We start from the raw sequence: 22,162 nt of genomic DNA, 5'->3' as shown, positions 1-22,162 counted from the left end.
CCGGTGCTGGCAGATCCTGTGACCTCCGGCCTGGAGGCTCTGGCCAGTTTGTCATCACCCCAGTTCAGCGGCATGGGAAAGATCTCTGAAAAAAGTGTCCGGAACGCGGGGGCCGGGCGGTCTACCTGGTCAGAACGGCCACCACCGGTGGCTGCAGACCCAAGGGGACCACCATGAACCGGATTGCCACCACCGCGGCCGCCACCATCATCGGCGGCTTCGCTCTCCTCGCGCTGACCGCCTGCCAGTCGGGTCTGAACGGCTCGGCCGTTCCCCCGCAGGCCTTCGTGACCCAGGCCGCTGTCAGCCCGGCCGCGGGGAGCGCCGCTGTCAGTCCGGCCGCGGGGCTCGATGCCACGCCGTCGAGTACGGCCGCCGAGTCACCCTCTCCTGGCGCGGACTCCGCTTCCGGTGCGTCCTCGGACGGGTCGGTCGCAGCCGCCGGATCCATCGCAATCGGGTCGGGAAGCGCAGACGGATCGACCGGCGCGAGCGCTGCTGTCACCGTCACCACCTCCGCGAAGCCGGTGACCGGGCCGGGCTCGGGAAGCGGTCCTGGCACCGGCCCGAAGACCGGAGCCGGTAACGCGTCGGGTACCGGCCACGCCGGGACGTCGTCCTCCGGTGCACCCTCAGCAGGCGCGTCGTCCGGCGGCGCGTCCTCCGGTGGCGCGTCCTCCGGTGGCGCGGCCGTTCCGGCCCCCGGGATCGTGTCGGCCACCATCAGCTGCGACTACTCCAAGAGCGATCAGGCCTATCACGAGAACCTCAGCTACGAGATGGCCAACGCCACCGGCATGGCGCTCTCGATCGACAACCCCGGTCTGGTCGGCTCTTTCGGCACCTACGGCTGGCACGGCACGATCGAGATCCCCAGCCTCGGGTGCTACTCGGTGAACGGCCCGCAGACGTACACCCTCTACACCGTCGGGGGCACCGGCCCGCAAGCCTCCGTGACGATCGTCCGTACCGGCACCTACACCGCGATCACCCCGCCGCCGTTCTCGCTACCGACGCCCCAGACGTCACCGTTGCCAACCCCGGCCGCTGCGCCGATGACTGCACCGACCTTCACGCCGCCGCTGGCGGCCACGTCGGTGCTCACCGACGCGCCGACCTTGGCCCCGGTCCCGCCCCTGCTCCTCCCGGCGGTACCACTGACCCTCGACCCGGCGACCGTGAAGACGACGAGTTCGGCAACAACGTCCGCACCCGGCCATTGATCCCCCACACTGACGATCGTGGACTCGGACGAATCGCAGGCGGCTGACGCCGATCTTGCGGTGGCAGTGGCGGCGGGAGACCGGAAGGCTCTCGCCGCCATCTTCGATCGTTACGCCCCGCGCCTGTTGGCCTTCTGCCAGAGCATGTTGCACCACCGCGCCGACGCGGAGGACTGCCTGCAGGACATCTTCATCCTGACCGCGACCCGCATCTCGGGTCTTCGCGAGCCGGACCGTCTGCGGTCGTGGCTCTTCGCCATCGCCCGGCACGAATGTCTGCGGCGACTGGACCGCCGAACCAGGGAGGTGCTCGTGGACGCCGTGCCCGAAGAGCGCCGCCCGGACCGGGCCGCACCTGCCGGGGACAGCCCCGCCGGAGCTGCGCTGGACAACGAACTGGCCGCACTGCTGGCCGATGCGATCGCCGGGCTCGCCGATCGGGACCGCCTGGTCCTGGATCTGGCTGATCGTCAGGGCCTGGCCACCGACGAAGTCGCTGCGGCCCTGTCGATGTCGCCGGGCTCGGCCTACAAGCTCCTGACCAGGGCCCGCGCCACCGCCCGTCGATCGATCGGCGCACTCCTGGTGGCCCGCACCGGTCGCGACCACTGCACCGAGCTCAATGCGTTGCTGGGCAACTGGAACGGTTCGATGACGCCCCTGCTGCGCAAGCGCGTGGCGCGCCACATCGAGGACTGCTCGCTCTGCCAGGAGCAGGAGAAGCGGGTGGCCTCACCCGCTGCCCTGCTCGGCGCGGGGACCGCCTTCGCGATGCCGATCCCGATCGGTCTCCGCTCGCACATCCTGGATACCGCCTACGAGGCCCGCTCCGGGTCGATCGTCGTGCCGCCATCGGACCCGTGGAACGACGGCTGGCCGCCGAAGAGCTCGAACGTCGGTGGCACCAGGGTGTCCGGCGGCTCGGGTTCACATCCCTCCGGTCCGGGCTCCAGCGGTTCGGGATCAGAGCGCCGCCGTTCCGGACGGCGCGGCGCGGCCGTCGCGGTGGCCGCCGCAGTCGCCGTCCTGCTTCTGATCGGCGCCTTCGTCGCGATCGGTCGACCGTCGGTGAGACCGCAGGCGATCCGGGGCCCGCTGCCGGCGATCTCCGTTTCACCGCAGGCCATCTCGTCGTCGACGGCGCCCGGGTCACCGACCACCGGTGCCGCCGTGCCGCTGGTGATCGGACCCACCGTCGTCGCGCCGACCGAGAAATCAAGGCCGGCCACCACCAGCACCGCGTCCATCCCCACCGGGACCACCAGCACCACGTCCACCAGCACCACGTCCACCAGCACCGCGTCCACCAGCACCGCGTCCACCAGCACCGCGTCGAGTGCGACATCGCTGACCAGGTCGACCATCTCGACGGCGCGGACCTCGGCCAACACCCGGACGTCCAGCGCCACCAGCACCGCGTCGAGTGCGACATCGCTGACCAGGTCGACCATCTCGACGGCGCGGACCTCGGCCAACACCCGGACGTCCAGCGCCACCAGCACCCCGACGACCTCCCGCCGGACGACGAGTACCACCCCGACCACGACCACCGCACCGAATACCGCACCGCAGATCACCGGGATGTCGGTGCTCTGCCAGTACTCCAGGTCGACCGGCGCGACGGTCCCCCTGCTGACGTGGACGACCACCAATACCCACGACGTCGCCCTGTCGATCGACAACCCCGGCATCGTCGGTTCCTACGGCACCGGCTACCCGTCGTCAGGCCAGTTGGAATTGCCGCCCAACGGTTGTGATCCCGCGCAGGGGACCCAGATCTACACCCTCTACGCGCTGACCAGTGGCCAGCCGACGGCCCAGCAGACGATCAACTGGGTTCCTCCCGCCCCCGCCCCGTAGCCGACACCCACGACCAATCGGTTCGTGCTCGCCTCCGTTCCGGACGTCCGATCGAGAGATGTCCGATCGAGAGCGGTCCGATCGAGAGCGGTCCGATCGAGAGCGGTCAGACCACCCTGCGAGCGAGCGTGGCCGTCTCGACGACGATCAGCACGAGCACGAGCACCAGCCCGCCCGCTGCCAGCAGGACCGCCGGTGACCCGAGATGTTCGGTCAACGCTGCGCCGACGGCGGCTCCGAGTGCGAACGCTGCCACCACCGCCCCGAGTCGGCCGGCCTGACGACCCGCCTTCGCGTCACGATCGGTCCGCCACCGGTAGGCCGAGGACACCAGAGTGCGCAGGTTACCGGTCGTCATCGTCGTGTTGTAGGCGACGTCGTGCAGTAGGCGGAAGGTCGATACCTGCAGTGCTGCAACGAAAGCCACCGATGTCGTGGCGACCTGGTCCGGCACCGACGCCGGCAGGAGGGCAACTGCGGCCAGCACCAGGATCTCGGCGCCCAGCACGACACGCGTGGGCCGTCTGAGCACTCGTCGTGCCGCCGGACGGGCAAGCGACTCGGCGAGGGCGACACCGACCAGGAAGGCGAGGATCGGGGGAACGTGCAGAAGGGCGGCGCGCCAATGGCGGGCCGCCGCCTCCACGCCGAACAGCACCACGTTCCCGGTCTGGGCGTTCGCGAACACCCCGCCGTGCCCGACGAACGTGTAGGCGTCGAGGAAGCCCCCGATGACGGACAGCAGAACTGCGACGATCAGGCTCTCCGGGCGGGTTCTGATCGCTGGCATGGACGTAGACGCTACCCACCTCCGGGAGGGCAGCCGGGCGGACCGACCGCAGCCCGCTCAGCCGGTCGAGCCCGGAACCGCATCCGGACCCACCCCAGCACCCACCTGGCTGCTCTCCCGCAGGACGAGATGGTGCGGCACGACCACATCTCGCGGGGCGAGCGTGGATCCGCCGATCCGGTCGCACAGCAGATCGACGGCGGCACGGGCGATCGCGGGTTTGTCCGGTGCGATGGTGCTCAACGTCGGCATGCTGAACCGACCCTCCTCCACGTCGTCGAACCCCACGATCCGCATGTCCTGCGGCGATCGGATGCCGCGGTCGTACAACACCCGCAACGCCCCCAGCGCGAGGCTGTCGTTGAAGCAGAACGTCGCATCAGGTGGATTCGCGAGGCCCAGCAGGCGATGCATGGCCTCGGCGCCATCCTGTCGATGGAAGGTCCCGACCGCTTGGACCAGGCCGGGATCCGGCCGCTGCCCGGCCGCCTTCACCGCGGCCCGGTAGCCCCGCAGCCGAAGCCGGGAGGTCTCCCGGCCGGCCCCCGGCTCCGCCCCGATGACGGCAACCCGACGGGCTCCGGCCGCCACCAGGTGCGCGACCGCGTCCTTGGCGGCCAGCACGTTGTCGGTCCCGGCGTGGTCGAACCTCCGCGGAGCCGTGTGTTCGCCGAGCAGCACCATCGGCACCCGCGGGTGCAGCAGGGCGACCTCGTCGCCGCTCAATCCCAGCGCACTGAGGATCACGCCGTCGACGAGGCCGGAACTGGTTGCCAGGTCGAGGATCTCGCGTTCCCGCGCAGCATTGCCGGCGGTCTCGTCGACCATCACCGTCAGCCCCCTGACGCGGGCCGCCTCGATCACCTGGTGGGCCAGTTCACCGAAGTAGGGAACCCCCAGTTCGGGCACCAGCAAGGCGATCACACCGGTGTGGCCGCGGCGCAGGCTCCGCGCCAGGACGTTCGGCTGGTAGCCGAGTTCGTCGATGGCCGCCTGCACCAGTTCGCGCATCTGGGGAGAGACATGACGGAACCCGTTGACGACGTTCGACACGGTCCGGACCGACACACCGGCCCGAAGAGCCACGTCGCGCAGGGTGACTGCCATCGCCTCCAGCTTTCTCGCCCGTCGGACACCAGGGGCCTCAGTATTCACGACGGACCGGCAGACAAACGCAACGGACAGGCAGGACATTCGTGACGGAGCGGACCGATATCCGCACCGTTCCGCGCGGGCCGCAATTCTTCAAATGGCTCCAAAGGCTTGCATCGTTGCAACGATCACGTCACACTCATCCCATCGAACTGCGCCTCACCGACGAGGCGCGGAAGCCTGGAGGTCTCCACCGATGGCTGTCCCCCTGTCGAGGCGTCGTTTCCTGCGCGCCGCAGGCACTCTCGCTGTTGCCGGGGCGGCCGCCTCGGCCTGCGCCAATCCCATCACGTCCGGTTTGACCGGAAAGGCACCCAATCCCAACGGTCTGACCTACTGGAACCTGTTCTCCGGCGGCGACGGCGCGAACATGGTGTTGATGGAGAAGGCCTATCAACAGGCCAATCCGAGCATCCCACTGGAATCGACCACGTTGGCCTGGGGAAACCCCTACTACACCAAGTTGGCCCTGGCCGGCGCGGGCGGACAACCGCCCGACGTGGCCGTGACCCACCTCACCCGATTGGCGCTCCTGGCCAGAGCCGGCCTGCTCACCGATCTGTCCACGGTCGGCACGGCACAGGCCGGTCTGGTCTCCTCGTCGTTCACCCCCGCCGCCTGGCAGAAATCGCAGGTGGACGGCAAGTCCTTCGCGATCCCGCTGGACACCCATCCCTTCGTCCTCTACTACAACGTCGACGTGGCGAAGAAGGCCGGTCTGCTGGCCGACGGCGACAAGCTGAAGCCGATCAGCGGCAAGGACGAGTTCATCTCGGCACTGCAGGCGATGAAGAAAGTCACCGGCCAGTACGGCGGCGTCATCAACATCAACAACGATCCCTCGACGAACTGGCGGTGGTTCAACACCCTGTACGGCCAGCTCGACGGAGAGGTGGTCACCGATCAAGGCCGAACCGTCGTGCTCGATGACGAGAAGGCCGCCAAGGTACTCGATTTCATGCACCAGCTGACCGGGCCGCTCGGCCTGATGCCGAACAGCATCGACACCCAGGGGGTGACGTCGCTCTTCTCCACCGGAAAATGCGGATTCCTGCTCGACGGCGAATGGCAGATCCCGACGTACGTGGGTTCCAAGACGAACTTCAGCGTGGTACCGATCCCGGCGCTGTTGAGCGAGAAGTCGGTCGCCCACGCCGATTCGCACGCGCTGGTGATTCCGGCGGACCGCCACCGGTCGCCCGAGCGAACGGCACGGGCGGTGGCCTACATCCGGGCCATGCTGGACAACAGTCTGGTCTGGGCCAAGGGCGGCCACATCCCCGCGTGGCTGCCGGTGCAAAAGAGCAGCGAGTTCCAGGCGATGTCCCCGCAGTCGAACTACATCCAGGCGGCCTACTCGGCCAGATACGACCCGGACGCCTGGTACAGCGGGTCGGGGTCGGACTTCGAGACACTGATGGGTTCCGCCGTCGCGACCGTGCAGACCGGCTCGGCGAGCACCGCGAGCGCCATCAGCTCGATGCGCGCCGGCCTGACCACCTACGCCAGGACCACCCCGCCCGTCAAAGAGGTGAGCGCGTCATGACCACCGTCGCCCCGCGTCCGACCAGGACGGCCCCGGATCCCGTCACCACCGAGGACCGGCAGACCGGTAGGCGGACGGAAACCCGCGCCGGGTGGTTCTTCTCGCTGCCGTTCCTGATCCTGTACGCCGTGTTCCTGATCGGCCCCACGCTGTACGGCCTGGCCATGAGCTTCTTCAACACCACGACGGTGAAGGGCGGCCTCGGCGACTTCGTCGGGATCGACAACTATCGCGAAGCCCTGAGCAGCAACGAGTTCTGGTCCTCGATGTGGCACACCATCCTGTTCACCATCGTCTCGACCCCGATCCTGGTCGTGCTGGCTCTGGCGTTCGCCATCCTCGCCGAGCGGGTACGCCGGGGAAAGTGGTTCTACCGCCTGGTCTTCTTCGCGCCCTACGTCGTGCCTTCGGCGTCGGTGGTGCTGATCTTCACCTGGCTGTACGCGCCGCAGATCGGCCTGATCAACAAGGCCTTCACCCTGCTGGGGTTCACGGCACCGAACTGGTCCGGCACGCAGGCGTGGGCGATGACGTCGGTCATCCTGCTGACCGTCTGGTGGACGGTCGGATTCAACTTCGTGCTCTACCTGGCGGGCCTGCAGGACATCCCCGCCGACCTCTACGAGGCCGCCGCCACCGACGGAGCCAGTGGATGGCAGCAGATCAAGTCGATCACCTTCCCGCTGCTCCGGCGGACCACCGCACTGGTCGTCATCCTGCAGCTGCTCTCCTCCCTCCGGGTGTTCGACCAGATCTACCTCCTGCTGCAGGGCGGCCCGAACTACAGCACCCGGCCGGTGATCGAGTACATCTACGACGTCGGGTTCACCGACTTCCGCGCCGGGTACGCCGCGGCCGCGACCATGGTCTACTTCGTGGTCCTGCTGATCGTCTCGCTCGGATGGTTCCTGATGAACCGGCACCGGGCCGACCCTGCCGACACCGACCCGAACCAGGCCGACCCGAACCAGGCCGACCCGAACGCCACCGCGCAGGCGGGCGAGCCTTCGACGGCGGTCCGGTCCCCCGCCCCCGACACTGCACGGGAGATCTGACATGGCCACCACTCTCACCCCGACGACCGACGGCCGGGCCACCTCGCGCCCGGTGACCCGGCGCATGGATCCCCGGTCCAATTCGCGCACCTTCGGCATTCTGTGCACGGTCGTCCTGACCATTTTCGCGCTGCTGTGGCTGGTGCCGCTGGTCTGGGCGTTCGTCACCTCGGTGCGACCCGACAGCGAGATCACCACCAGCCCGACGTCGTGGTGGTCGGCCCACTGGACCCTGGCCGCCTACCGCAACGTGATCGGTTCCACCGACATCGGCTGGTGGTACCTCAACAGCTTCGTGATCTCGACGCTCACCGTCGTGATGACCGTCATCGTCTGCTCGATGCTAGGATTTGCGTTGTCTCGCACAAGGTTCCGTGGGCGAGGCGGCGTCGCAGCCATCGTGCTCGCCGGTCTGATGATCCCCGGGCAGGTGCTCATCCTGCCGCAGTTCGAGGAGTTCAGGGCCACCGGGCTGCTGAACACCTACTGGGCCATCATCCTGCCCGCGGTCGCCGCGCCGGTCGGTGTGTTCGTCTTCCAGGCGTTCATCGGCAACATCCCCGATCCGCTGATCGAGGCGGCCAGGATCGACGAGGCCGGTTGGTGGAAGGTCTATCTCAAGATCTGCATGCCACTGTGCCGTCCGGCCATCTCCGCGGTGGCGATCTTCACCTTCGTGTCCACCTGGAACAACCTGCTCTGGCCACTGCTGGTACTGAGCAACACGAAGCAGATGACGATCCCGGTCGGCCTGGCCACGGTGGCCGGCAACTACGGCATCCAGTACGCCGAGGTGATGGCCTCGGCGGTCCTGGGACTGCTCCCGCTGCTCGCGGTGTTCCTGCTGTTCCAACGTCAGATCGTGCAGGGCATCGCCTCCACCGGCATCAAGTGATCTGTCCCCAGGTGGGTCGTCTGCGGCGTTGTCGTCCTTGCCGATGCAACCCCGGTGTCGCCTTCGTCCTCCGCCTTGCACACGGCGCACCTGGTACCTGGTCCGTCGAAAATTCAAACCGAAGGGAAAGCTGTTGTTCGACGCAAGTTTCACCGCCCATCCCGCCTTCTCCGTTGGCCCCGTTCCGCCCAGGCTGTTCGGCTCGTTCGTCGAACACATGGGCCGCTGCGTGTACACCGGCATCTACGAACCCGGCCACCCGACGGCCGACGCCGACGGGTTCCGTCAGGACGTGCTGGACCTCGTGCGAGAGCTGGGCGTGACCGTCGTCCGTTACCCCGGCGGCAATTTCGTCTCCGGCTACCAGTGGGAGGACGGGGTCGGCCCGGCCGACCAGCGCCCGCGGCGGCTGGATCTGGCCTGGCACACCACCGAGACCAACCAGTTCGGACTGAACGAATTCATGCGCTGGGCGGCGCGCGCCGGCGTCGAGCCGATGATGGCGGTGAACCTGGGCACCAGGGGGGTCCGGGAGGCCCTGGATCTGCTCGAGTACACCAATCACCCCGGCGGGTCGGCCCTGTCGGACCGCCGCATCGCCGACGGCGTGCCGACGCCGCACAACGTCCGGATGTGGTGCCTGGGCAACGAGATGGACGGACCGTGGCAGACCGGGCACAAGACGGCCGCCGAGTACGGGCGCCTCGCCGCCGAGACCGCGAAGGCCATGCGGCAGTACGACCCGACGCTCGAACTGGTGGCCTGCGGCAGCTCGAACATGGACATGCCGACGTTCGGGTCCTGGGAGTCGGAGGTACTCGAGGAGGCATGGGACGCCATTGATTTCGTCTCCCTGCACGCCTATTACGAGCCCATCGACGGGGATGTCGACTCGTTCCTGGCCAGTGCCGTCGGGATGGACCGCTTCATCGAGGCCGTGATCTCCACCGCCGATGCGGTCGGGGCGCGGCGGCATTCGCCGAAAAGGCTCGGACTGTCGTTCGACGAGTGGAACGTCTGGTACGCAAGGCAATTCCAGGCGAAGGGCACCGGCCCGGAGTGGGGCGAGGCGCCGCGGCTGATCGAGGACGAGTACACCGTGACCGACGCCGTCGTGGTCGGCAGCCTGCTGATCTCGCTGCTGCGGCATGCCGACCGGGTCACCTCGGCCAGCCTGGCCCAGCTGGTCAACGTCATCGCCCCGATCCGCTCCGAACCCGACGGCCCGGCGTGGCGCCAGACGATCTTCCACCCGTTCGCCGAGACCGCCGCCCGCGCCAGGGGACGGGTCCTGCGCGTCACCCAGGCCGCGCCGACGCTCCCGACCGCCCGGTACGGCGAGGCTCCGGTGGTGGACAGCGTTCTCACCCATGACCAGGAGAGCGGATCGTTGGTGCTGTTCGCGATCAACCGTTCGCAGTCCGAACCGGTCGCGCTGGTCGGCGACGTGAGCGCCTTCGGCAGCCTGGCCGTCGGCACCGCCCTGGTGCTCGCCGACGACGACCCGCTGGCCAGCAACACGGCGCAGCAGCAGGATCGGGTGGCACCCGTTCCGTTGGACAAGGTCGAGTTGGTCGGCGGCGAGCTGCATCTGGAGCTCCCGCCGCTGAGCTGGGTGACGGTGACCCTGGAGCGCGCCTGATCGTCCGACCGGATCTGGAGCGGCGGTCGTTCCCCTCGCGGGGGCGGCCGCCGTCGGGGTGAGGAGGAACCACCACCGAATATCGGTGGAGCCCTTGCTCCTGACCCGACGTCAGGTCCTACCGTCGTCCTCATGCCCACCAACGAGCGCGCGAACGAGAACGCCGACGCGGACGACCGCAGCCGGACGTGGAAGGGCGGCGCACTGGCGCAGTCGACCGGACTGACGGTCCGTGCCCTGCACCACTACGACCACATCGGGCTGCTCGTCCCCTCGACCCGGAGCTCCGCCGGGCACCGGCTCTACACCGCCGAAGACATCGCGAGGCTGTACCGGATCAGCCTGTTGCGCCGTCTCGGATTTCCGCTGGAGCAGATCGGGCACGTGCTCGACGACCCGAACTGGGAACTGCGCCCTGCCGTCCAGCGGCACCTGAGCGACACGAAGCGCCGCGCGGACATCGCGACCAGCCTCAGCAACCGGCTGTCCGACATGGCCGCCGAGCTGGCGCGCCACGATCACCCATCCCCCGACCAGATGTTCGGGGCTCTCGAGGAGATGACCATGCTCGATTCCACCGTCCACAGCACCATCGCTCTGCTCGTCTACAACGACGTGGCCGCCGCGCACGAGTACCTGGTCAGGGTGTTCGGCCTGACGTCCGGGGAGGTCGAGCGCAATGGCGAGGGCAGGGCGGTCCGCGCCGAGGTCCGCGCCGGCGAACAGGTGATCTGGCTCCACCCGGCCGGCGAGGACTTCAAATCTCCTCGGACTGTCGGCGCCGCAACGAGTATGACGATGCTGGTGGTGGACGACGTGGATGCCCACCACGCCCGGAGCGTGGCCGCCGGGGCCGTCGTCATCGAAGAGCCCGTCGACCAGAACTACGGCGTGCGCGAGTACGGGGCCCGCGATCCGGAGGGTCAGCTCTGGTTCTTCCACTCCCCGCTGGACTGACGCGGCCGGCGGACGCTGACCCTGGCGTTCGCCGGGTAGTGGTGCCGGCCGACCAGACCGGCGAATTCCACGCAGACCTCCGGCGGAGCACCCTGCATCCGAAGCGAGGTCACCACCCGCAACGCACCCTCGCGCCGCACCACATCCGTCACGTGCAACTGGGCGGCCACGATGACCTGATCCAACCTGACCGGATCCCGCCCGTTCTCGTCCACACCGTTCTCGCCCACTGACCCACCCTTGCACCGACCACCGACAGTGCCGCCCACCTGCGAGAAGGTCGCAGCCACGTCAGCGCAGGCCGCTAGGCCGATGTGGTGCGCCGGCCGACCTCGTCCCGGGCGCTAACGCCTCAGGCGGCCGCTCCGTCGCGGGCCGGGTGATCGTGGCCGAGCGCGGTCCACACGTCACGGCAGACGCGGGCCGCCTCCTCGGGATCGAGATCGATCCGGAGGTCGTGGTGGCTCAGGGTGAGAGTGATGTCGCCCCAAGCGGTCTTCTCGACGGTGACGTCGAACGATCCGTCTATCTGCATGGCAGTCCTGACAGGTGGAACCGGCCATCGCGCCGTTTCTTCGACGCACCGCCGATCTGATGTCCAAATTACCCGCCGGCAGGACAGCCGGGCCCGACCAAACGACTCAGTTCGGCCGGACCGTCCGCTACACCGTCCGCTGCGTCGGATCCCAGTCGTCCGGCAGTGCCGGGATCGGCTCGAAGCGCGACTCGACCCTGACGAATTCACCGGAATCGATCGACTCGGCGGTCGCGAACATCGCCTCCAGGACGTGCAGTGCCAATGCTCCGGTCGCCCGATGCCCCCCGTAGGCGGCACCACCGCGGATGGCTCGCGCCATGTCGACCGCTCCGATGCCGCGGCCGGCGGGTCGATCACCGGCCGGGATCAGTTGCTCTTCCGGCGAGTCGGCGGTGATCAGCCGGATGTCACCGGTGAAGCGGTTGGGGTCCGGCGGGGCGATGGTGGCGTCGGTGCCACTGATCTCGAGGATCCCGACGCGCTTGAGCGCGGAGTCGAAACTGAACACCGCCTGCGCCTTGAGGCCGCCGGCGAATTCGTAGAGCGCGCTGACGTGGGTCGGGACCGTGACGTCGAACGACTCGCCCTCGCGCGGTCCGGATCCGATGACCCGCGTCGGACCGGCCGACGAACCGAGCGCCGCCACCCGGCTGATGGGTCCGAAGATCTGCGTCATGGCCGTGAGGTAGTACGGGGCCATGTCCAGCAGCGGCCCACCCCCGGCCTGGTAGAGGAATTCCGGGTTCGGGTGCCAACTGTGCGGACCGGCGGTCTGGAACACCATCGAAGCGGTCAGAGGTGTTCCGATGTCACCCCTTTCGATCATCTGACGGGTCCGTTGCAGGCCCGGGCCCAGGAACGTGTCCGGTGCCGTTCCGATCAGCAGACCGGCGGCCGCCGCCTGCGCCACCAATCCGGCGGCATCGACGCGGGCCGCGGCAATCGGCTTCTCGTTCCAGACGTGCTTTCCGCTGGCCAGCGCAGCCGACGCGACCTCGGCATGCGCGAGGGGGATCGTCAGGTTGACGACCAGTTCGACGTCGTCGCGGGCCATCAACGCCTCGACGGTGCCGGACCCGGCCACCCCGAATTCGTCGGCCCGCGAGCGAGCCAGGTCGGGGAAGAGGTCGGCGACGAACCGGACGTCCAGGTCCGGATACTGCGCCATGTTCGCAAGATACTGCTCGCTGATCTTGCCGGCGCCGACCACGCCGACCACGAGAGGTCCGCTGCCGCTCACGTCCCCAGACCCCTGGCGAACTCGAACCCGCGTCGCACACCGTCGAAGATGTCGCCGGCATAGTCGTCGAACTCGAGCACCGGAATCTTGAGACCCTCGGCAGCGGCGACGATCTCGGCCACCGGCATCGCGCCGTCGCCCAGGGGCAGCTGGTCGAGGTTCGTCTTGTTGATCGGACCGTCCTTGAGGTGCAGGAGCTGCACCCGGTCACCGAGCCGGCGCAGCGCGGCGGGCACGTCCTGTCCGCCGACGGCGGCCCAGTAGGTGTCGAGTTCGAGCACGACGGTGGGATCCAGCAACGCGGCGAAGACCTCCAGCGCGGGGGTCCCGTCGATCTTGTTCTCCCACTCGAACGCGTGGTTGTGGTAACCGACGGTCAGGCCGTAGCCGGCGGCCTTCTCGCCGGCCCGGTTGAGGTCGGCGGCTACCTGCGAGATGTCCTCGCGGGTGGTCCATCTGGACGGATCCGTCATCGGGTCGATGACGATCTGGACGCCGACCGTCTTGGCCGCGTCGAAGACCTGATCGAGATCATTGGTGCCCGAGGCCATCCGGGTGTGCGCACTCGGCGCCGTCAACCCGTTGTCCGCCAGAGCATCTCGAAGACCGATCGGATCTGTGAGCAGATCGTACGGCTCGACCGTGGTCAGCCCGATCTCGGCCAGGGTGGCCAGGGTGCCACGAAGGTCCTCGGCCAACGGTCGACGGACCGAGTACAGCTGCACCGACAGCGTCGGAAGCGTTCCCATGTTTGTGCTCTCTCCCTGCCGCGCGCCCTTGACCGGCATCGACGGCATCGTCGTCATCTACTTACCGAGCTGTCAGTGAAGATACCGTGGCCCGATCGTCCGGCGCAGCCAGGGAGGCGGTTCCAGCCGCTCCACCCCAGGGTGGAGCGGCGATTCAACCCCGGGCCCGATGCGTCCGGCCACCATCGCAGGCAGTGTGGTGATCGAGGTGATGCGACGATGAGGATCATGACGGCGTCCGGAGCTCGCGAGTTGCCGCAGACCGCCATCAGGTTCAGGGACCAGCGGGTGCAGGTGGGGATGTCGGTCCTGGCCGTCGTGCTGAGCTGGATCTGGTTGCGGCCGCTGGGCATCGATGGCCTCGACGGTCTGGTCCTGGCCCTGCTGCTGGTCAATTCCATCTTCGTCCTCGGTCGGCACCTGCCGAACGGCCTGGTGCCGCCGGCCTGGGACGTGCCGCTCCTGTGTTGCTGGGCGTTGACCGCGTCCGCCCTGCTCTCCCTCCGCTCGTTGGGCCTGGCGTCGGCCTTCGCCTACTTCGTCGCCGGCCACGCCGGATATCGGCTGCGGGTCGGGCCCGCTGCGGCGGTCGCAACGCTGGACGCGGGCCTGTCGGCGGGGTTCCTGGCGATCGCCCACGCCAGGGGAATACCGGCCTCGCCATGGGTGGTCGGCCTCACCGTCGCCCTCCCGGTGTTCCTCGGCATGGCCAACCGGAGCCGGGATGCGGCCGTCGCCAGCACGCTCGAAGCGGCGCGGTCGGCCCAGCGCGCCGCCGAGTCCGAGGCCAGGGAACAGGCGCTGGCCGAGCGCGCCCGCATCTCCCGCGACATCCACGACGTGCTGGCCCACTCACTCTCCGGCGTGAGCATGCAACTGGAACTCAGCGAGATGCTGCTGGACGGCGGAGATCCGGACCGTGCCCGCGAGGCCATCGGCCGGGCGCACAGCATGGTCCGCGAGGGGATGGTCGAAGCCCGTCGGGCCGTGGGCGCACTGCGCGCCGAGGTGCTCCCGCTGGCCCAGACCCTGCAGGCCCAGTTCTGGGGCGCCGGAGATGTGACGGTGGTGGGCGCCCCGACCGAACTCTCGACCGAGGCGACCCAGACGCTGATCAGAGCGGCACAGGAGGCACTGACGAACGCCAGGCGGCACGCGCCCGGCGGTGCTCTGCAGGTCCGTCTGGACTACCGGCCCCACGAGGTGGAACTGGTGGTGGACAACGGGCCCACCCCTGCGGGTCGTCCGAGTGCACAGAGCCTGGCAGGCTCTGGGATGGGGCTCGTCGGAATGCGCGAGCGGGCTGCCCTTCTCGGCGGCCGCGTCGACGCCGGGCCGATCCTCGACGGACCGCTGGCCGGTGGCTGGCGGGTGCTGGTCGGTGTTCCGGCCGAGCCCGGGCCGGCGTCCGTCCGGCGTCAGTACCGGCAGCTCGATTCCAGGAAGAGGACGTCATGAACGAGGGCGATCTGCGCCTGGTGGTGGTCGACGACCAGGCCTCCATCCGGGAGGCGCTCGCGATGATGCTGGACATGACGCCCGGCCTCAGCGTCGTGGCCACCGCGGCCGACGGACTGGAGGCCGTCGCCATGGCGGCCGAACACCGCCCGGACGTGGTCCTGATGGATCTGCGGATGCCGAAGATGGACGGTATCGCCGCGACCGGTCAGATCACCGCGCGCTTCCCGGAGATCGCCGTCGTCGTGCTGACCACCTTCGAGGACGACGCGTCGATCATCGCTGCGCTCGGGGCCGGGGCCCGCGGCTACCTGACGAAACAGGCCGGCCGGGAGGACATCGCCCGGGCAGCCAGAGCCGCGGCCGCCGGTCAGGCCGTTCTCGATCCGGCGGTCCAGGCCCGGCTGGTGGCGGCCGCTGTCGGTGGCCTGGCACCCGGTGGCGGATCCGTCGATCCGGCCGGTGCCGGGTCCGACGTCCGGCCCAGAACACTGCCGGACGGGCTGTCGGCGCGCGAGGGCGAGGTGCTCGCCCTGATCGCGGCCGGCCGCTCCAACAAGGAGATCGCCGTGGGCCTGTTCGTCAGCGAGGCCACCGTGAAGACGCACGTCAACAACATCTTCGCCAAGCTTGCCGTCCGCGACCGGGCCCAGGCCGTCCACTACGCCTTCACCCACGGCCTGGTCTGACCCGTCCCCGCCCCCGCCCCCGCCCCCGCCCCCGCGCTGATCAACTTCGACCGCGCTGTTCAACTCGTCAACTTCTTTCCCATCCGTCACAAAACCGTCAAGTTGATCAGCGCGAGCCTCGTTGATCAGCGCGAGCCGAGTTGATCAGCGCGGATCCGAACACAGTCCGAACAGAGAGCGGCCCAAACCTGAACAGCGACCCGGCACTGTGGGGTCAGGTCCAGTTCCGGGCCTGACGGCACTGCATCAATCGTCCTGGAGGACATCATGTTGAAGAAGCTCGTGGTCATCGGCGGAATCGCCGCCGTGGCCGGACTCGGTATCGGCGGAGTAGCTCTGGCCGACTCGACCTCGACCGCTCCGGCCGCCGTGGCCGCGGCCCAGGTGGGCGCAACCGGCGACGTCGCCGCACCCGCCGCCCTCACCACCACCACGGCGAAGCCCGGCGACAAGGTCACGAAGGCCAGGGCCCACCGGGCCGGCAAACGCCACGAACTGGCGAAAAGCCTGGAGAAGGTTACTCACGCCCAGTGGGTCAGCAAGGACGGGAAGACCGACACCTTCGTCACCCACGACGCGATCCGCGGCAACGTGTCGGCGGTGTCCGCCACCTCGATCACCATCAAGGCCGCTGACGGCACTTCCGAGAGCTTTGCGGTGAACAGCGCCACCAAGGTGCACGTCAAGGCAGCCAAGGGTGCCGCGAAGACCCCCGGCTCCATCAGTGAGGTCAAGGTCGGCGATCAGGCAGGCGTGCTGGGCACCGGAGCCGGTTCGATGACCGCCACCCGGGTCATCGACCGCGGCACCGCGGCACCCGCCACGTCGTAGTTCGCATCGAGCGGTGACTCAACTCGGGCAAAGCGCCCAAAAATTGCCCGAAGGTCTCCGCTCGATGCGAACCCCGACATCAGCTCGCGGTGAACCGGTAGATCGTCCGGTTGCGGTACTCGGCGCCCGGCCGCAGGACGGTGCTCGGGAAATGGGCGTGATTGATCGAGTCGGGCAGATGCTGGGGTTCCAGGCAGAAGGCGTCACCCTGGCGGAGAGTCGCTCCGTCCCTGGTCACGATGGATCCGTCCAATGAGTTCCCGGTGTAGAACTGCACCGCAGGCTGGTCGGTGAAGAGCTCCAGGCACCGGCCGCTCCCGTGCTCGACGGCCCGGGCGGCCAGCCGGAGGCCATCGAACTCGCCGCCGGCCCCGTCCAGCAGGTAGGCGTGGTCGTACCCGCGGACCAGCAGCATCTGTGGGTGCGACGCCCGCCACCTGCCGCCGATCGGAGCCGGCGAGCGGAAGTCCAGCGGAGTCCCGGCGAGCTCGAGGATCTGGCCCGTCGGGACGGAGTCGGGGTCGACCTCGGCGAAGCGATCGGCGAACACCGTCAACTCGTGCTCGGCGACCGATCCCGGAACGCCCGCCAGGTTGAGGTACACGTGGTTCGTTAGATTGATCGGGGTGGGGGCATCGGTGATGGCCCGGTAGTCCACGGTCAGATCGGTGCCGCTGACGCTGAACACCACGCTCACGTCGAGGTTGCCCGGGAACCCCATCTCTCCGTCCGGCGAGGTGCGGCGCAGCGTGACGCTGCTCTCGTGTGCGGTCTGGACGACCGGCTCGACCTCCCATTCGAACGACTCGAATCCTGTCGTCCCGCCGTGCAGAGCCGTCCGCGTCTCGTTCATCGGCACGGTGAACTGCCGGCCGTCCAACTCGAAGGAACCCCGGTTGATCCGGTTCGCGTACCTCCCGATCGTCGCACCCTGGTAGGTCTGGTCCGCGCGCCAGGCGGTCGGGTCGTCGAAGCCCATCGCCACATCGGCCCAGACGCCGTGGCGGCTCGGTGTGCGGATGTAGGACAGGCGGGCCCCGTAACCCAGGACCCCCACCGACAGGCTGGAGCTGGACAGTTCGGCATCGACAGACAACGGATCTCCGGTTCGGGCAGCAAGGTTCGGTGGGCGGATTTCCGGACGACGAGAACGCCACGGACACGGCGCGCCGCTGCCGGCCCGGTCATCCTAGAGCGCCGTCGAGGCAGCCCGACGGCGGGCCGTGCTACCCATGAGTCATGACCGACACCGCCTCGCCGGGGCGATCACCCTCCCGGCTTCCCATTCCGGCCAGCGGCCAGAAGGGGGAGAGCCTGACGACGGTGATCGTCGCCTTTGCCGCCAACCTGCTCGTCGCCCTGGCGAAATCGGTCGCCGCATTCATGACCGGCTCCGCGTCGCTGGTGGCCGAGGCCGCCCACTCGTGGGCGGACGCCGGGAACGAGATCTTCCTGCTGATCGCCGACAAGCGTTCCAAGATCCCGGCCGACGACGACCATCCCCTTGGCTACGGCCGCGAGGCCTACGTCTGGCCGCTGTTCGCCGCGCTCGGCCTGTTCGCCGCCGGCTCCGCGGTGTCGGTCACCCACGGGATCACCGAACTGCTCGATCCATCCCCGGCCGAGGACTTCACCATCGGCTACATCGTGCTGGCCATCGCGTTCGTGCTGGAGGGCCTCTCGCTCCTCCAGTCGGCCAGGCAGGCGCGCGTCGAAGCCGAAACGCTGGATCGAGACCCGCTGGAACACATCCTGGCCACGTCGGATCCGACCCTGCGGGCCGTCTTCGCGGAGGACTCCGCGGCACTGATCGGGCTCGTCATCGCCGCGGCCGGTCTCGGCGCGCACCAGATCACCGGATCGTCCGCGCCGGATGCGATCGCGTCGATCCTGATCGGTGTGCTGCTGGGAATCGTCGCGCTCATCCTGATCAATCGCAACCGTAGGTTCCTGGTCGGCGAACTGGCCGACCCGAGGGTGCGCACCGCCACCATCAAAGCCCTGATGGCGATGCCGGAAGTGGCCAGGGTGACCTACATCCGCCTGGAGATCGTCGGGCCGCGGCAGGTCAGCCTGATCGCAGACGTCGACCTCAGCGGCGACGACAAGGAGTCCAGACTGGCCGTCCGGCTGCGGGATCTGGAGGCGAGGCTGTCCCGGTCGACACCGGCCCTGGTGGGCGTCGTCCTCAGCCTCTCCGCCCCCGACGAGCCCACGCTTGCCTGACGACCATCCCTGCGGCCGGTCATTGACAGTCGTTCCAAAAGGTCTAGCGTCGATCGCATCGGGATCATCCCGGCGATGGGGGTCCGACCAAACCGTCTGTACACCGTCCCGGGCATCCTGCTGATGCTCGGCGCCGTCGCCGCTCTGATCGGACAGGCCTGGGCGCTCGGCCTGATTCTGCTGGTGGTCGGCGGTGCCGGACTCGGTCTCGAGATTCGCGCCCGCACGGCCGGGGCCCACGTCCCGCTGCAGGGCGGCCCCGACGCGGGGCTCGCGCGCGCCAAGGCGCAGGGCCTGCAGAACGCCCGGACCGGTGCCGATCTGGCCGCCGGCGGGTCGGGCACCGGCTTCTGACGGGTGGCCCAGCTCCTGACGGTGGCCCAGCTCCTGACGGGTGGCCCAGCTCCTGACGGTGGCCCAGCGCGCAGACGTGACACGGTTTCAGACGCGCGACTCCCCGACCACCAGCCACCTCCCGCTCCCGGTCCGCCAGGCCATGCCGACGAACCGCAGGACGATGAAGGTGGCCAGGCCGGCCCACACACCGCCCAGTCCCCACCCGAAAGCGAGCGCGCACAGCGCCAGGGGGATGTAGCCGAGCAACGCCGACAGCAGGGTGACGGTACGCAGGAACGCGTTATCGCCGGCTCCGATCAGCACGCCGTCGAGGGCGAACAGGATCCCGCCGACCGGCATCATGCCGACCAGCCACGGCCACAGGAGATGCGCCTGGTGCTGCACTCCGGGGTCGGAGCTGAAAGCCAGCGGAATGACGTACCAGCCCGCTGCCGCGATGGCCCCGAAGATCAATCCGGCCACGAGCCCGTACCGGCTCACCCGCCAGGCCGTGCTCTTCGCGGCGGCCGCATCGCCGCTGCCGAGCGAGGCACCGACCAGCGACTGGGCGGCGATCGCGAACGAGTCCAGCAGCAGCGCGGTGAGATTCCAGAGCTGCATGCCGATCTGGTGCGCGGCCAACTGCGCCGCCCCCATCCGGCCCGCGACGCCGGCGGCCGTCATGTACGAGGCCTGGAAGGCACTGGCCCGCAGGACCAGATCACGACTGACGACCAACTGCCGCCCCATCACCTTCCACTGCGGGCGAACCGGTACGTGCTCGCGTCGCAGCGCCCGTACGCACAACGTCCCGCCGACCCACTGCGCGCCGACGTTCGCGATCGCCGAACCCTGGAGACCGAGGCCGACGGAATACACCAGTAGCGGAGAAGCGATGGCGGACAACATGTTCGCGAGCACCACGATGCGCACCGGCGTCCTGGTGTCCTGCACGCCCCGCATCCATCCGTTGCCCGCCAGCACCAGCAGGACACCGGGCAACCCGAGGATCGCGATGCGCAGCCAGGCTTCGGCGGCATCCGACACCGCGCCGGGGCCCCCGACGATCAACTCGGTGAGCGGATCGACGACCAGTTGGCCGATCAGCACCACCGCCACGCCGATGAGCAGGGCCAGCCAGGAGGCCTGCACGCCCTCGTTGACGGCCGCATCCCGTCGCCCGGCGCCGAAGAACCGTGCGGCTCGCCCGGTCGTCCCGTACTCCAACGAGGTCCCGACCAGGGCCAGCAGCGTCATCAGCGTGCTGGCCGCACCCAGTCCGGCCAACGGGATCTGCCCGAGATGCCCGACCACGGCGGTGTCCACCAGCAGGAACAACGGTTCGGCGGCGAGCACCACGAAGGCCGAGGCGGCCAGGGACACGATCCGGCCGGTCGACACCTCGGCCACCGTCACAGCGTCCCCACCGTCACAGCATCCCCATCGTCACAGCATCCCCCGGAGGTGGCCGGAAACGTTCCCTGACGGCATTCAGAAGTGCTCGAGCAGCGCGGTGAACGACGGTAGCCGTAGGACCCGGTCGTCGTCAGGAATCTCGGCGTGCTCGAGTACCCAGGTGCTGGCGTGCGGGATGAACACGGCGTTCAGGCCGGCAGCCCGCGCAGGCAGGATGTCCGATTTCGGGGAGTTGCCGATCATCCACGTGTCGGCGGCATCCAGCCCGTGCTCGGCGGTGACCGCCAGATAAACGGCAGCGTCCTTCTCGGGAACGATGTGCACCGACCTGAAGTGGTGTGCCAGCCCGGACGCCGCCACCTTGCGCTGCTGCTCGTCGAGCGCCCCCTTGGTCAGCAGGTAGAGGTCGTGACGGGTGCCGAGAGCGGCAAGGACCTCCGCCACTCCCGGCATCAGTTCGATGTCGTGCCGGAGCAACGCCACCGCCAACATCTCGATCTCCTCGCGCTGCCGCTGCGTCACCGGCCGGGCGTGCAACAGCTCGAAGGTCTGCGCCAGGTTACCCAGGAAGGCTCGTGCGCCATAGCCGTTGGTCTTCGCGTTCGCCGCTTCCACATCCGTCAGGACCAGGCGGATCGCGTCCCGGTCCAGCGTCGGATGGGCCAGCCAGTCCAGGTAGTCCTCGACCACCCGCTCGAACAGCACGTTGTTCTGCCAGAGCGTGTCGTCGGCATCGAAGATCAGGGACCGGCGCGGGACAACGCTCGCATTCATGACGCACATTCTGACCCGGCCGAGCACCCGCGGCCACCAGATATCGGTGCCCCGTCAGGCGCATTCCTGTTCCATCGCGACCATCCGGTTCCGCAGTTGGACGACCGCGCCGCGCACCCTCGCCTTGACGGCGGCGGTGGAGACACCCAGCAGTTCGGCGACCTGCAGATAGGTGCGCCGATCGAAGTAGTACAGCTCGATCGCCTCCCGCTGATACGCGGTCAACACGCCCAGGGCGACCCGGATCTGCACGCTCTCGTCACGGAGCAGCATTCGTTCCAGCACCGGATCGTGGTGCTCGTTGCGGTCGACGTTCTTGACGATGTACTTCTCGTCGCGCCGGCGGGCGGCCTGTGCCGAACGCACCCGATCGACGGCCTTGGCGTGCGCGAGCATCGAGACGTAGCCGGCGACGGTGCCCCGGTCGGGGTCGAAACGGTGAGCCTCGCGCCAGATCGCCAGGAACACCTCCTGGCTGATCTCCTCCGCCTGGGCGGGATCCCGGATGACCGAGTGGACCATCCGGTACACGCTGCCGGAGAACTGGCGGTAGAGCGCGGCGAAAGCGGTTCGATCGCCGCCGGCGACCGCGACCAGGACCGCGCGGTCTGCATCGGCCGTGCCGGCTTCCGTGCTCCGGGCCTGGCCGCTGCTGCGGCCCGAGGTGGGGCTGGATCCGGTGCGGCTGGATCCGGCAGGGCTGGGATCTTGCCCTGTCCGCTGGCTGATCACGGGCGATGCCATTGAAATTGACGCAATTGCCACGGTGCACCTCTCGGGGTGGC

The 22,162-nt window shown here is 68.8% G+C and carries 22 protein-coding genes; 12 read left to right on the top strand and 10 right to left on the bottom strand.

Annotated elements, in window-relative coordinates; translation table 11 throughout:
- Nucleotides 1-173: 173 nt before the first annotated feature.
- Nucleotides 174-1,223, top strand: a complete 1,050-nt coding sequence (locus H7F38_RS05445; RefSeq protein ID WP_187093186.1) for a hypothetical protein — start codon at nt 174-176, stop codon at nt 1,221-1,223.
- 18 nt (nt 1,224-1,241) lie between these two features.
- The gene (locus H7F38_RS25490; RefSeq protein ID WP_222618470.1) at nt 1,242-3,083 is read left to right on the top strand and encodes an RNA polymerase sigma factor; all 1,842 of its coding nucleotides are present in this window, start codon (nt 1,242-1,244) and stop codon (nt 3,081-3,083) included.
- A gap of 106 nt (nt 3,084-3,189) precedes the next feature.
- On the opposite strand, the gene H7F38_RS05435 is transcribed toward H7F38_RS25490, so the two are convergent.
- Both H7F38_RS05435 and H7F38_RS05430 read right to left on the bottom strand, forming a co-directional pair.
- On the bottom strand, nt 3,190-3,873 hold the full coding sequence (locus tag H7F38_RS05435) for a YoaK family protein (protein WP_187093185.1): 684 nt from the start codon (nt 3,871-3,873) through the stop codon (nt 3,190-3,192).
- Between the two features lie 57 nt (nt 3,874-3,930).
- Nucleotides 3,931-4,980: a LacI family DNA-binding transcriptional regulator gene (locus H7F38_RS05430; RefSeq protein WP_187093184.1), complete on the bottom strand. Its 1,050-nt coding sequence runs from the start codon at nt 4,978-4,980 to the stop codon at nt 3,931-3,933.
- A gap of 241 nt (nt 4,981-5,221) precedes the next feature.
- On the opposite strand from H7F38_RS05430, the gene H7F38_RS05425 reads away from it, so the two are divergent.
- The 5 genes from H7F38_RS05425 to H7F38_RS05405 all read left to right on the top strand — a co-directional run bounded on the left by H7F38_RS05425 (nt 5,222) and on the right by H7F38_RS05405 (nt 11,120).
- Nucleotides 5,222-6,571, top strand: a complete 1,350-nt coding sequence (locus tag H7F38_RS05425) for an extracellular solute-binding protein (protein WP_187093183.1) — start codon at nt 5,222-5,224, stop codon at nt 6,569-6,571.
- Nucleotides 6,568-7,626 carry a carbohydrate ABC transporter permease gene (locus H7F38_RS05420; protein WP_187093182.1) on the top strand — a complete coding sequence of 353 codons (1,059 nt, stop codon included), beginning with the start codon at nt 6,568-6,570 and terminating at the stop codon, nt 7,624-7,626. The genes H7F38_RS05425 and H7F38_RS05420 overlap by 4 nt, the downstream gene beginning before the upstream one ends.
- Before the next feature lies 1 nt (nt 7,627).
- Entirely contained in the window at nt 7,628-8,521 is an 894-nt protein-coding gene (locus H7F38_RS05415) for a carbohydrate ABC transporter permease (RefSeq protein WP_187093181.1), read from the top strand.
- 133 nt (nt 8,522-8,654) lie between these two features.
- Nucleotides 8,655-10,163: an alpha-N-arabinofuranosidase gene (locus H7F38_RS05410; RefSeq protein WP_222618469.1), complete on the top strand. Its 1,509-nt coding sequence runs from the start codon at nt 8,655-8,657 to the stop codon at nt 10,161-10,163.
- 132 nt (nt 10,164-10,295) lie between these two features.
- Complete coding sequence (locus H7F38_RS05405) at nt 10,296-11,120, top strand: MerR family transcriptional regulator (protein ID WP_187093179.1); 825 nt, start codon at nt 10,296-10,298, stop codon at nt 11,118-11,120.
- Here H7F38_RS05405 and H7F38_RS05400 read toward each other — a convergent pair.
- The 4 genes from H7F38_RS05400 to H7F38_RS05385 form a co-directional block, all read right to left on the bottom strand.
- On the bottom strand, nt 11,087-11,350 hold the full coding sequence (locus tag H7F38_RS05400) for a hypothetical protein (RefSeq protein WP_187093178.1): 264 nt from the start codon (nt 11,348-11,350) through the stop codon (nt 11,087-11,089). The genes H7F38_RS05405 and H7F38_RS05400 overlap by 34 nt on opposite strands.
- 122 nt (nt 11,351-11,472) lie before the next feature.
- Nucleotides 11,473-11,655, bottom strand: coding sequence for a hypothetical protein (locus tag H7F38_RS05395; RefSeq protein WP_187093177.1), 183 nt, complete (start codon nt 11,653-11,655; stop codon nt 11,473-11,475).
- Between the two features lie 127 nt (nt 11,656-11,782).
- A complete protein-coding gene (locus H7F38_RS05390) occupies nt 11,783-12,898 on the bottom strand; it encodes a Gfo/Idh/MocA family protein (protein WP_187093176.1) in 1,116 nt (371 codons plus the stop codon).
- Nucleotides 12,895-13,647 carry a sugar phosphate isomerase/epimerase gene (locus tag H7F38_RS05385; RefSeq protein WP_187093175.1) on the bottom strand — a complete coding sequence of 251 codons (753 nt, stop codon included), beginning with the start codon at nt 13,645-13,647 and terminating at the stop codon, nt 12,895-12,897. Before H7F38_RS05385 ends, H7F38_RS05390 begins: the two co-directional genes overlap by 4 nt.
- Nucleotides 13,648-13,875: 228 nt before the next feature.
- Between H7F38_RS05385 and H7F38_RS05380 the strand changes: the two genes are divergently transcribed.
- From H7F38_RS05380 to H7F38_RS05370, 3 genes are all read left to right on the top strand, one after another.
- On the top strand, nt 13,876-15,105 hold the full coding sequence (locus tag H7F38_RS05380; protein ID WP_187093174.1) for a sensor histidine kinase: 1,230 nt from the start codon (nt 13,876-13,878) through the stop codon (nt 15,103-15,105).
- Entirely contained in the window at nt 15,102-15,794 is a 693-nt protein-coding gene (locus tag H7F38_RS05375; RefSeq protein ID WP_187093173.1) for a response regulator transcription factor, read from the top strand. Before H7F38_RS05380 ends, H7F38_RS05375 begins: the two co-directional genes overlap by 4 nt.
- A 267-nt stretch (nt 15,795-16,061) precedes the next feature.
- Nucleotides 16,062-16,625 carry a hypothetical protein gene (locus H7F38_RS05370; RefSeq protein WP_187093172.1) on the top strand — a complete coding sequence of 188 codons (564 nt, stop codon included), beginning with the start codon at nt 16,062-16,064 and terminating at the stop codon, nt 16,623-16,625.
- Between the two features lie 79 nt (nt 16,626-16,704).
- On the opposite strand, the gene H7F38_RS05365 is transcribed toward H7F38_RS05370, so the two are convergent.
- A complete protein-coding gene (locus tag H7F38_RS05365; RefSeq protein WP_187093171.1) occupies nt 16,705-17,721 on the bottom strand; it encodes an aldose epimerase family protein in 1,017 nt (338 codons plus the stop codon).
- Between the two features lie 143 nt (nt 17,722-17,864).
- Here H7F38_RS05365 and H7F38_RS05360 point away from each other — a divergent pair, with 143 nt between their 5' ends.
- Entirely contained in the window at nt 17,865-18,851 is a 987-nt protein-coding gene (locus H7F38_RS05360; RefSeq protein WP_187093170.1) for a cation diffusion facilitator family transporter, read from the top strand.
- 75 nt (nt 18,852-18,926) lie between these two features.
- Nucleotides 18,927-19,205: a hypothetical protein gene (locus H7F38_RS05355; protein WP_187093169.1), complete on the top strand. Its 279-nt coding sequence runs from the start codon at nt 18,927-18,929 to the stop codon at nt 19,203-19,205.
- Between the two features lie 87 nt (nt 19,206-19,292).
- Here the strand turns inward: H7F38_RS05355 and H7F38_RS05350 are convergent, their stop codons facing one another.
- The 3 genes from H7F38_RS05350 to H7F38_RS05340 form a co-directional block, all read right to left on the bottom strand.
- The gene (locus H7F38_RS05350) at nt 19,293-20,597 is read right to left on the bottom strand and encodes an MATE family efflux transporter (protein WP_222618468.1); all 1,305 of its coding nucleotides are present in this window, start codon (nt 20,595-20,597) and stop codon (nt 19,293-19,295) included.
- Nucleotides 20,598-20,678: 81 nt separating this feature from the next.
- On the bottom strand, nt 20,679-21,377 hold the full coding sequence (locus H7F38_RS05345; protein WP_187093167.1) for an HAD family hydrolase: 699 nt from the start codon (nt 21,375-21,377) through the stop codon (nt 20,679-20,681).
- A 54-nt stretch (nt 21,378-21,431) separates the two neighbouring features.
- A complete protein-coding gene (locus H7F38_RS05340; RefSeq protein WP_187093166.1) occupies nt 21,432-22,121 on the bottom strand; it encodes a sigma-70 family RNA polymerase sigma factor in 690 nt (229 codons plus the stop codon).
- Nucleotides 22,122-22,162 lie beyond the last annotated feature (41 nt).

It is taken from the genome of Nakamurella sp. PAMC28650, assembly GCF_014303395.1.
In the GTDB taxonomy this organism is placed as follows: Bacteria; Actinomycetota; Actinomycetes; order Mycobacteriales; family Nakamurellaceae; genus Nakamurella.
The sequence above is the reverse complement of the archived record's forward strand: the minus strand, read 5'-3'. Positions and strand labels throughout refer to the sequence as shown.

Excerpts from the sequence above, each read along its gene's own strand:
- H7F38_RS05445 (WP_187093186.1), top strand. The coding sequence starts at position 174 with ATGAACCGGATTGCCACCACCGCGGCCGCCACCATCATCGGCGGCTTC.
- H7F38_RS05435 (WP_187093185.1), bottom strand. The coding sequence starts at position 3,873 with ATGCCAGCGATCAGAACCCGCCCGGAGAGCCTGATCGTCGCAGTTCTG.
- H7F38_RS05430 (WP_187093184.1), bottom strand. The coding sequence starts at position 4,980 with ATGGCAGTCACCCTGCGCGACGTGGCTCTTCGGGCCGGTGTGTCGGTC.
- H7F38_RS05425 (WP_187093183.1), top strand. The coding sequence starts at position 5,222 with ATGGCTGTCCCCCTGTCGAGGCGTCGTTTCCTGCGCGCCGCAGGCACT.
- H7F38_RS05420 (WP_187093182.1), top strand. The coding sequence starts at position 6,568 with ATGACCACCGTCGCCCCGCGTCCGACCAGGACGGCCCCGGATCCCGTC.
- H7F38_RS05415 (WP_187093181.1), top strand. The coding sequence starts at position 7,628 with ATGGCCACCACTCTCACCCCGACGACCGACGGCCGGGCCACCTCGCGC.
- H7F38_RS05405 (WP_187093179.1), top strand. The coding sequence starts at position 10,296 with ATGCCCACCAACGAGCGCGCGAACGAGAACGCCGACGCGGACGACCGC.
- H7F38_RS05395 (WP_187093177.1), bottom strand. The coding sequence starts at position 11,655 with ATGCAGATAGACGGATCGTTCGACGTCACCGTCGAGAAGACCGCTTGG.
- H7F38_RS05385 (WP_187093175.1), bottom strand. The coding sequence starts at position 13,647 with ATGGGAACGCTTCCGACGCTGTCGGTGCAGCTGTACTCGGTCCGTCGA.
- H7F38_RS05380 (WP_187093174.1), top strand. The coding sequence starts at position 13,876 with ATGACGGCGTCCGGAGCTCGCGAGTTGCCGCAGACCGCCATCAGGTTC.
- H7F38_RS05375 (WP_187093173.1), top strand. The coding sequence starts at position 15,102 with ATGAACGAGGGCGATCTGCGCCTGGTGGTGGTCGACGACCAGGCCTCC.
- H7F38_RS05370 (WP_187093172.1), top strand. The coding sequence starts at position 16,062 with ATGTTGAAGAAGCTCGTGGTCATCGGCGGAATCGCCGCCGTGGCCGGA.
- H7F38_RS05360 (WP_187093170.1), top strand. The coding sequence starts at position 17,865 with ATGACCGACACCGCCTCGCCGGGGCGATCACCCTCCCGGCTTCCCATT.
- H7F38_RS05355 (WP_187093169.1), top strand. The coding sequence starts at position 18,927 with ATGGGGGTCCGACCAAACCGTCTGTACACCGTCCCGGGCATCCTGCTG.
- H7F38_RS05345 (WP_187093167.1), bottom strand. The coding sequence starts at position 21,377 with ATGAATGCGAGCGTTGTCCCGCGCCGGTCCCTGATCTTCGATGCCGAC.
- H7F38_RS05340 (WP_187093166.1), bottom strand. The coding sequence starts at position 22,121 with ATGGCATCGCCCGTGATCAGCCAGCGGACAGGGCAAGATCCCAGCCCT.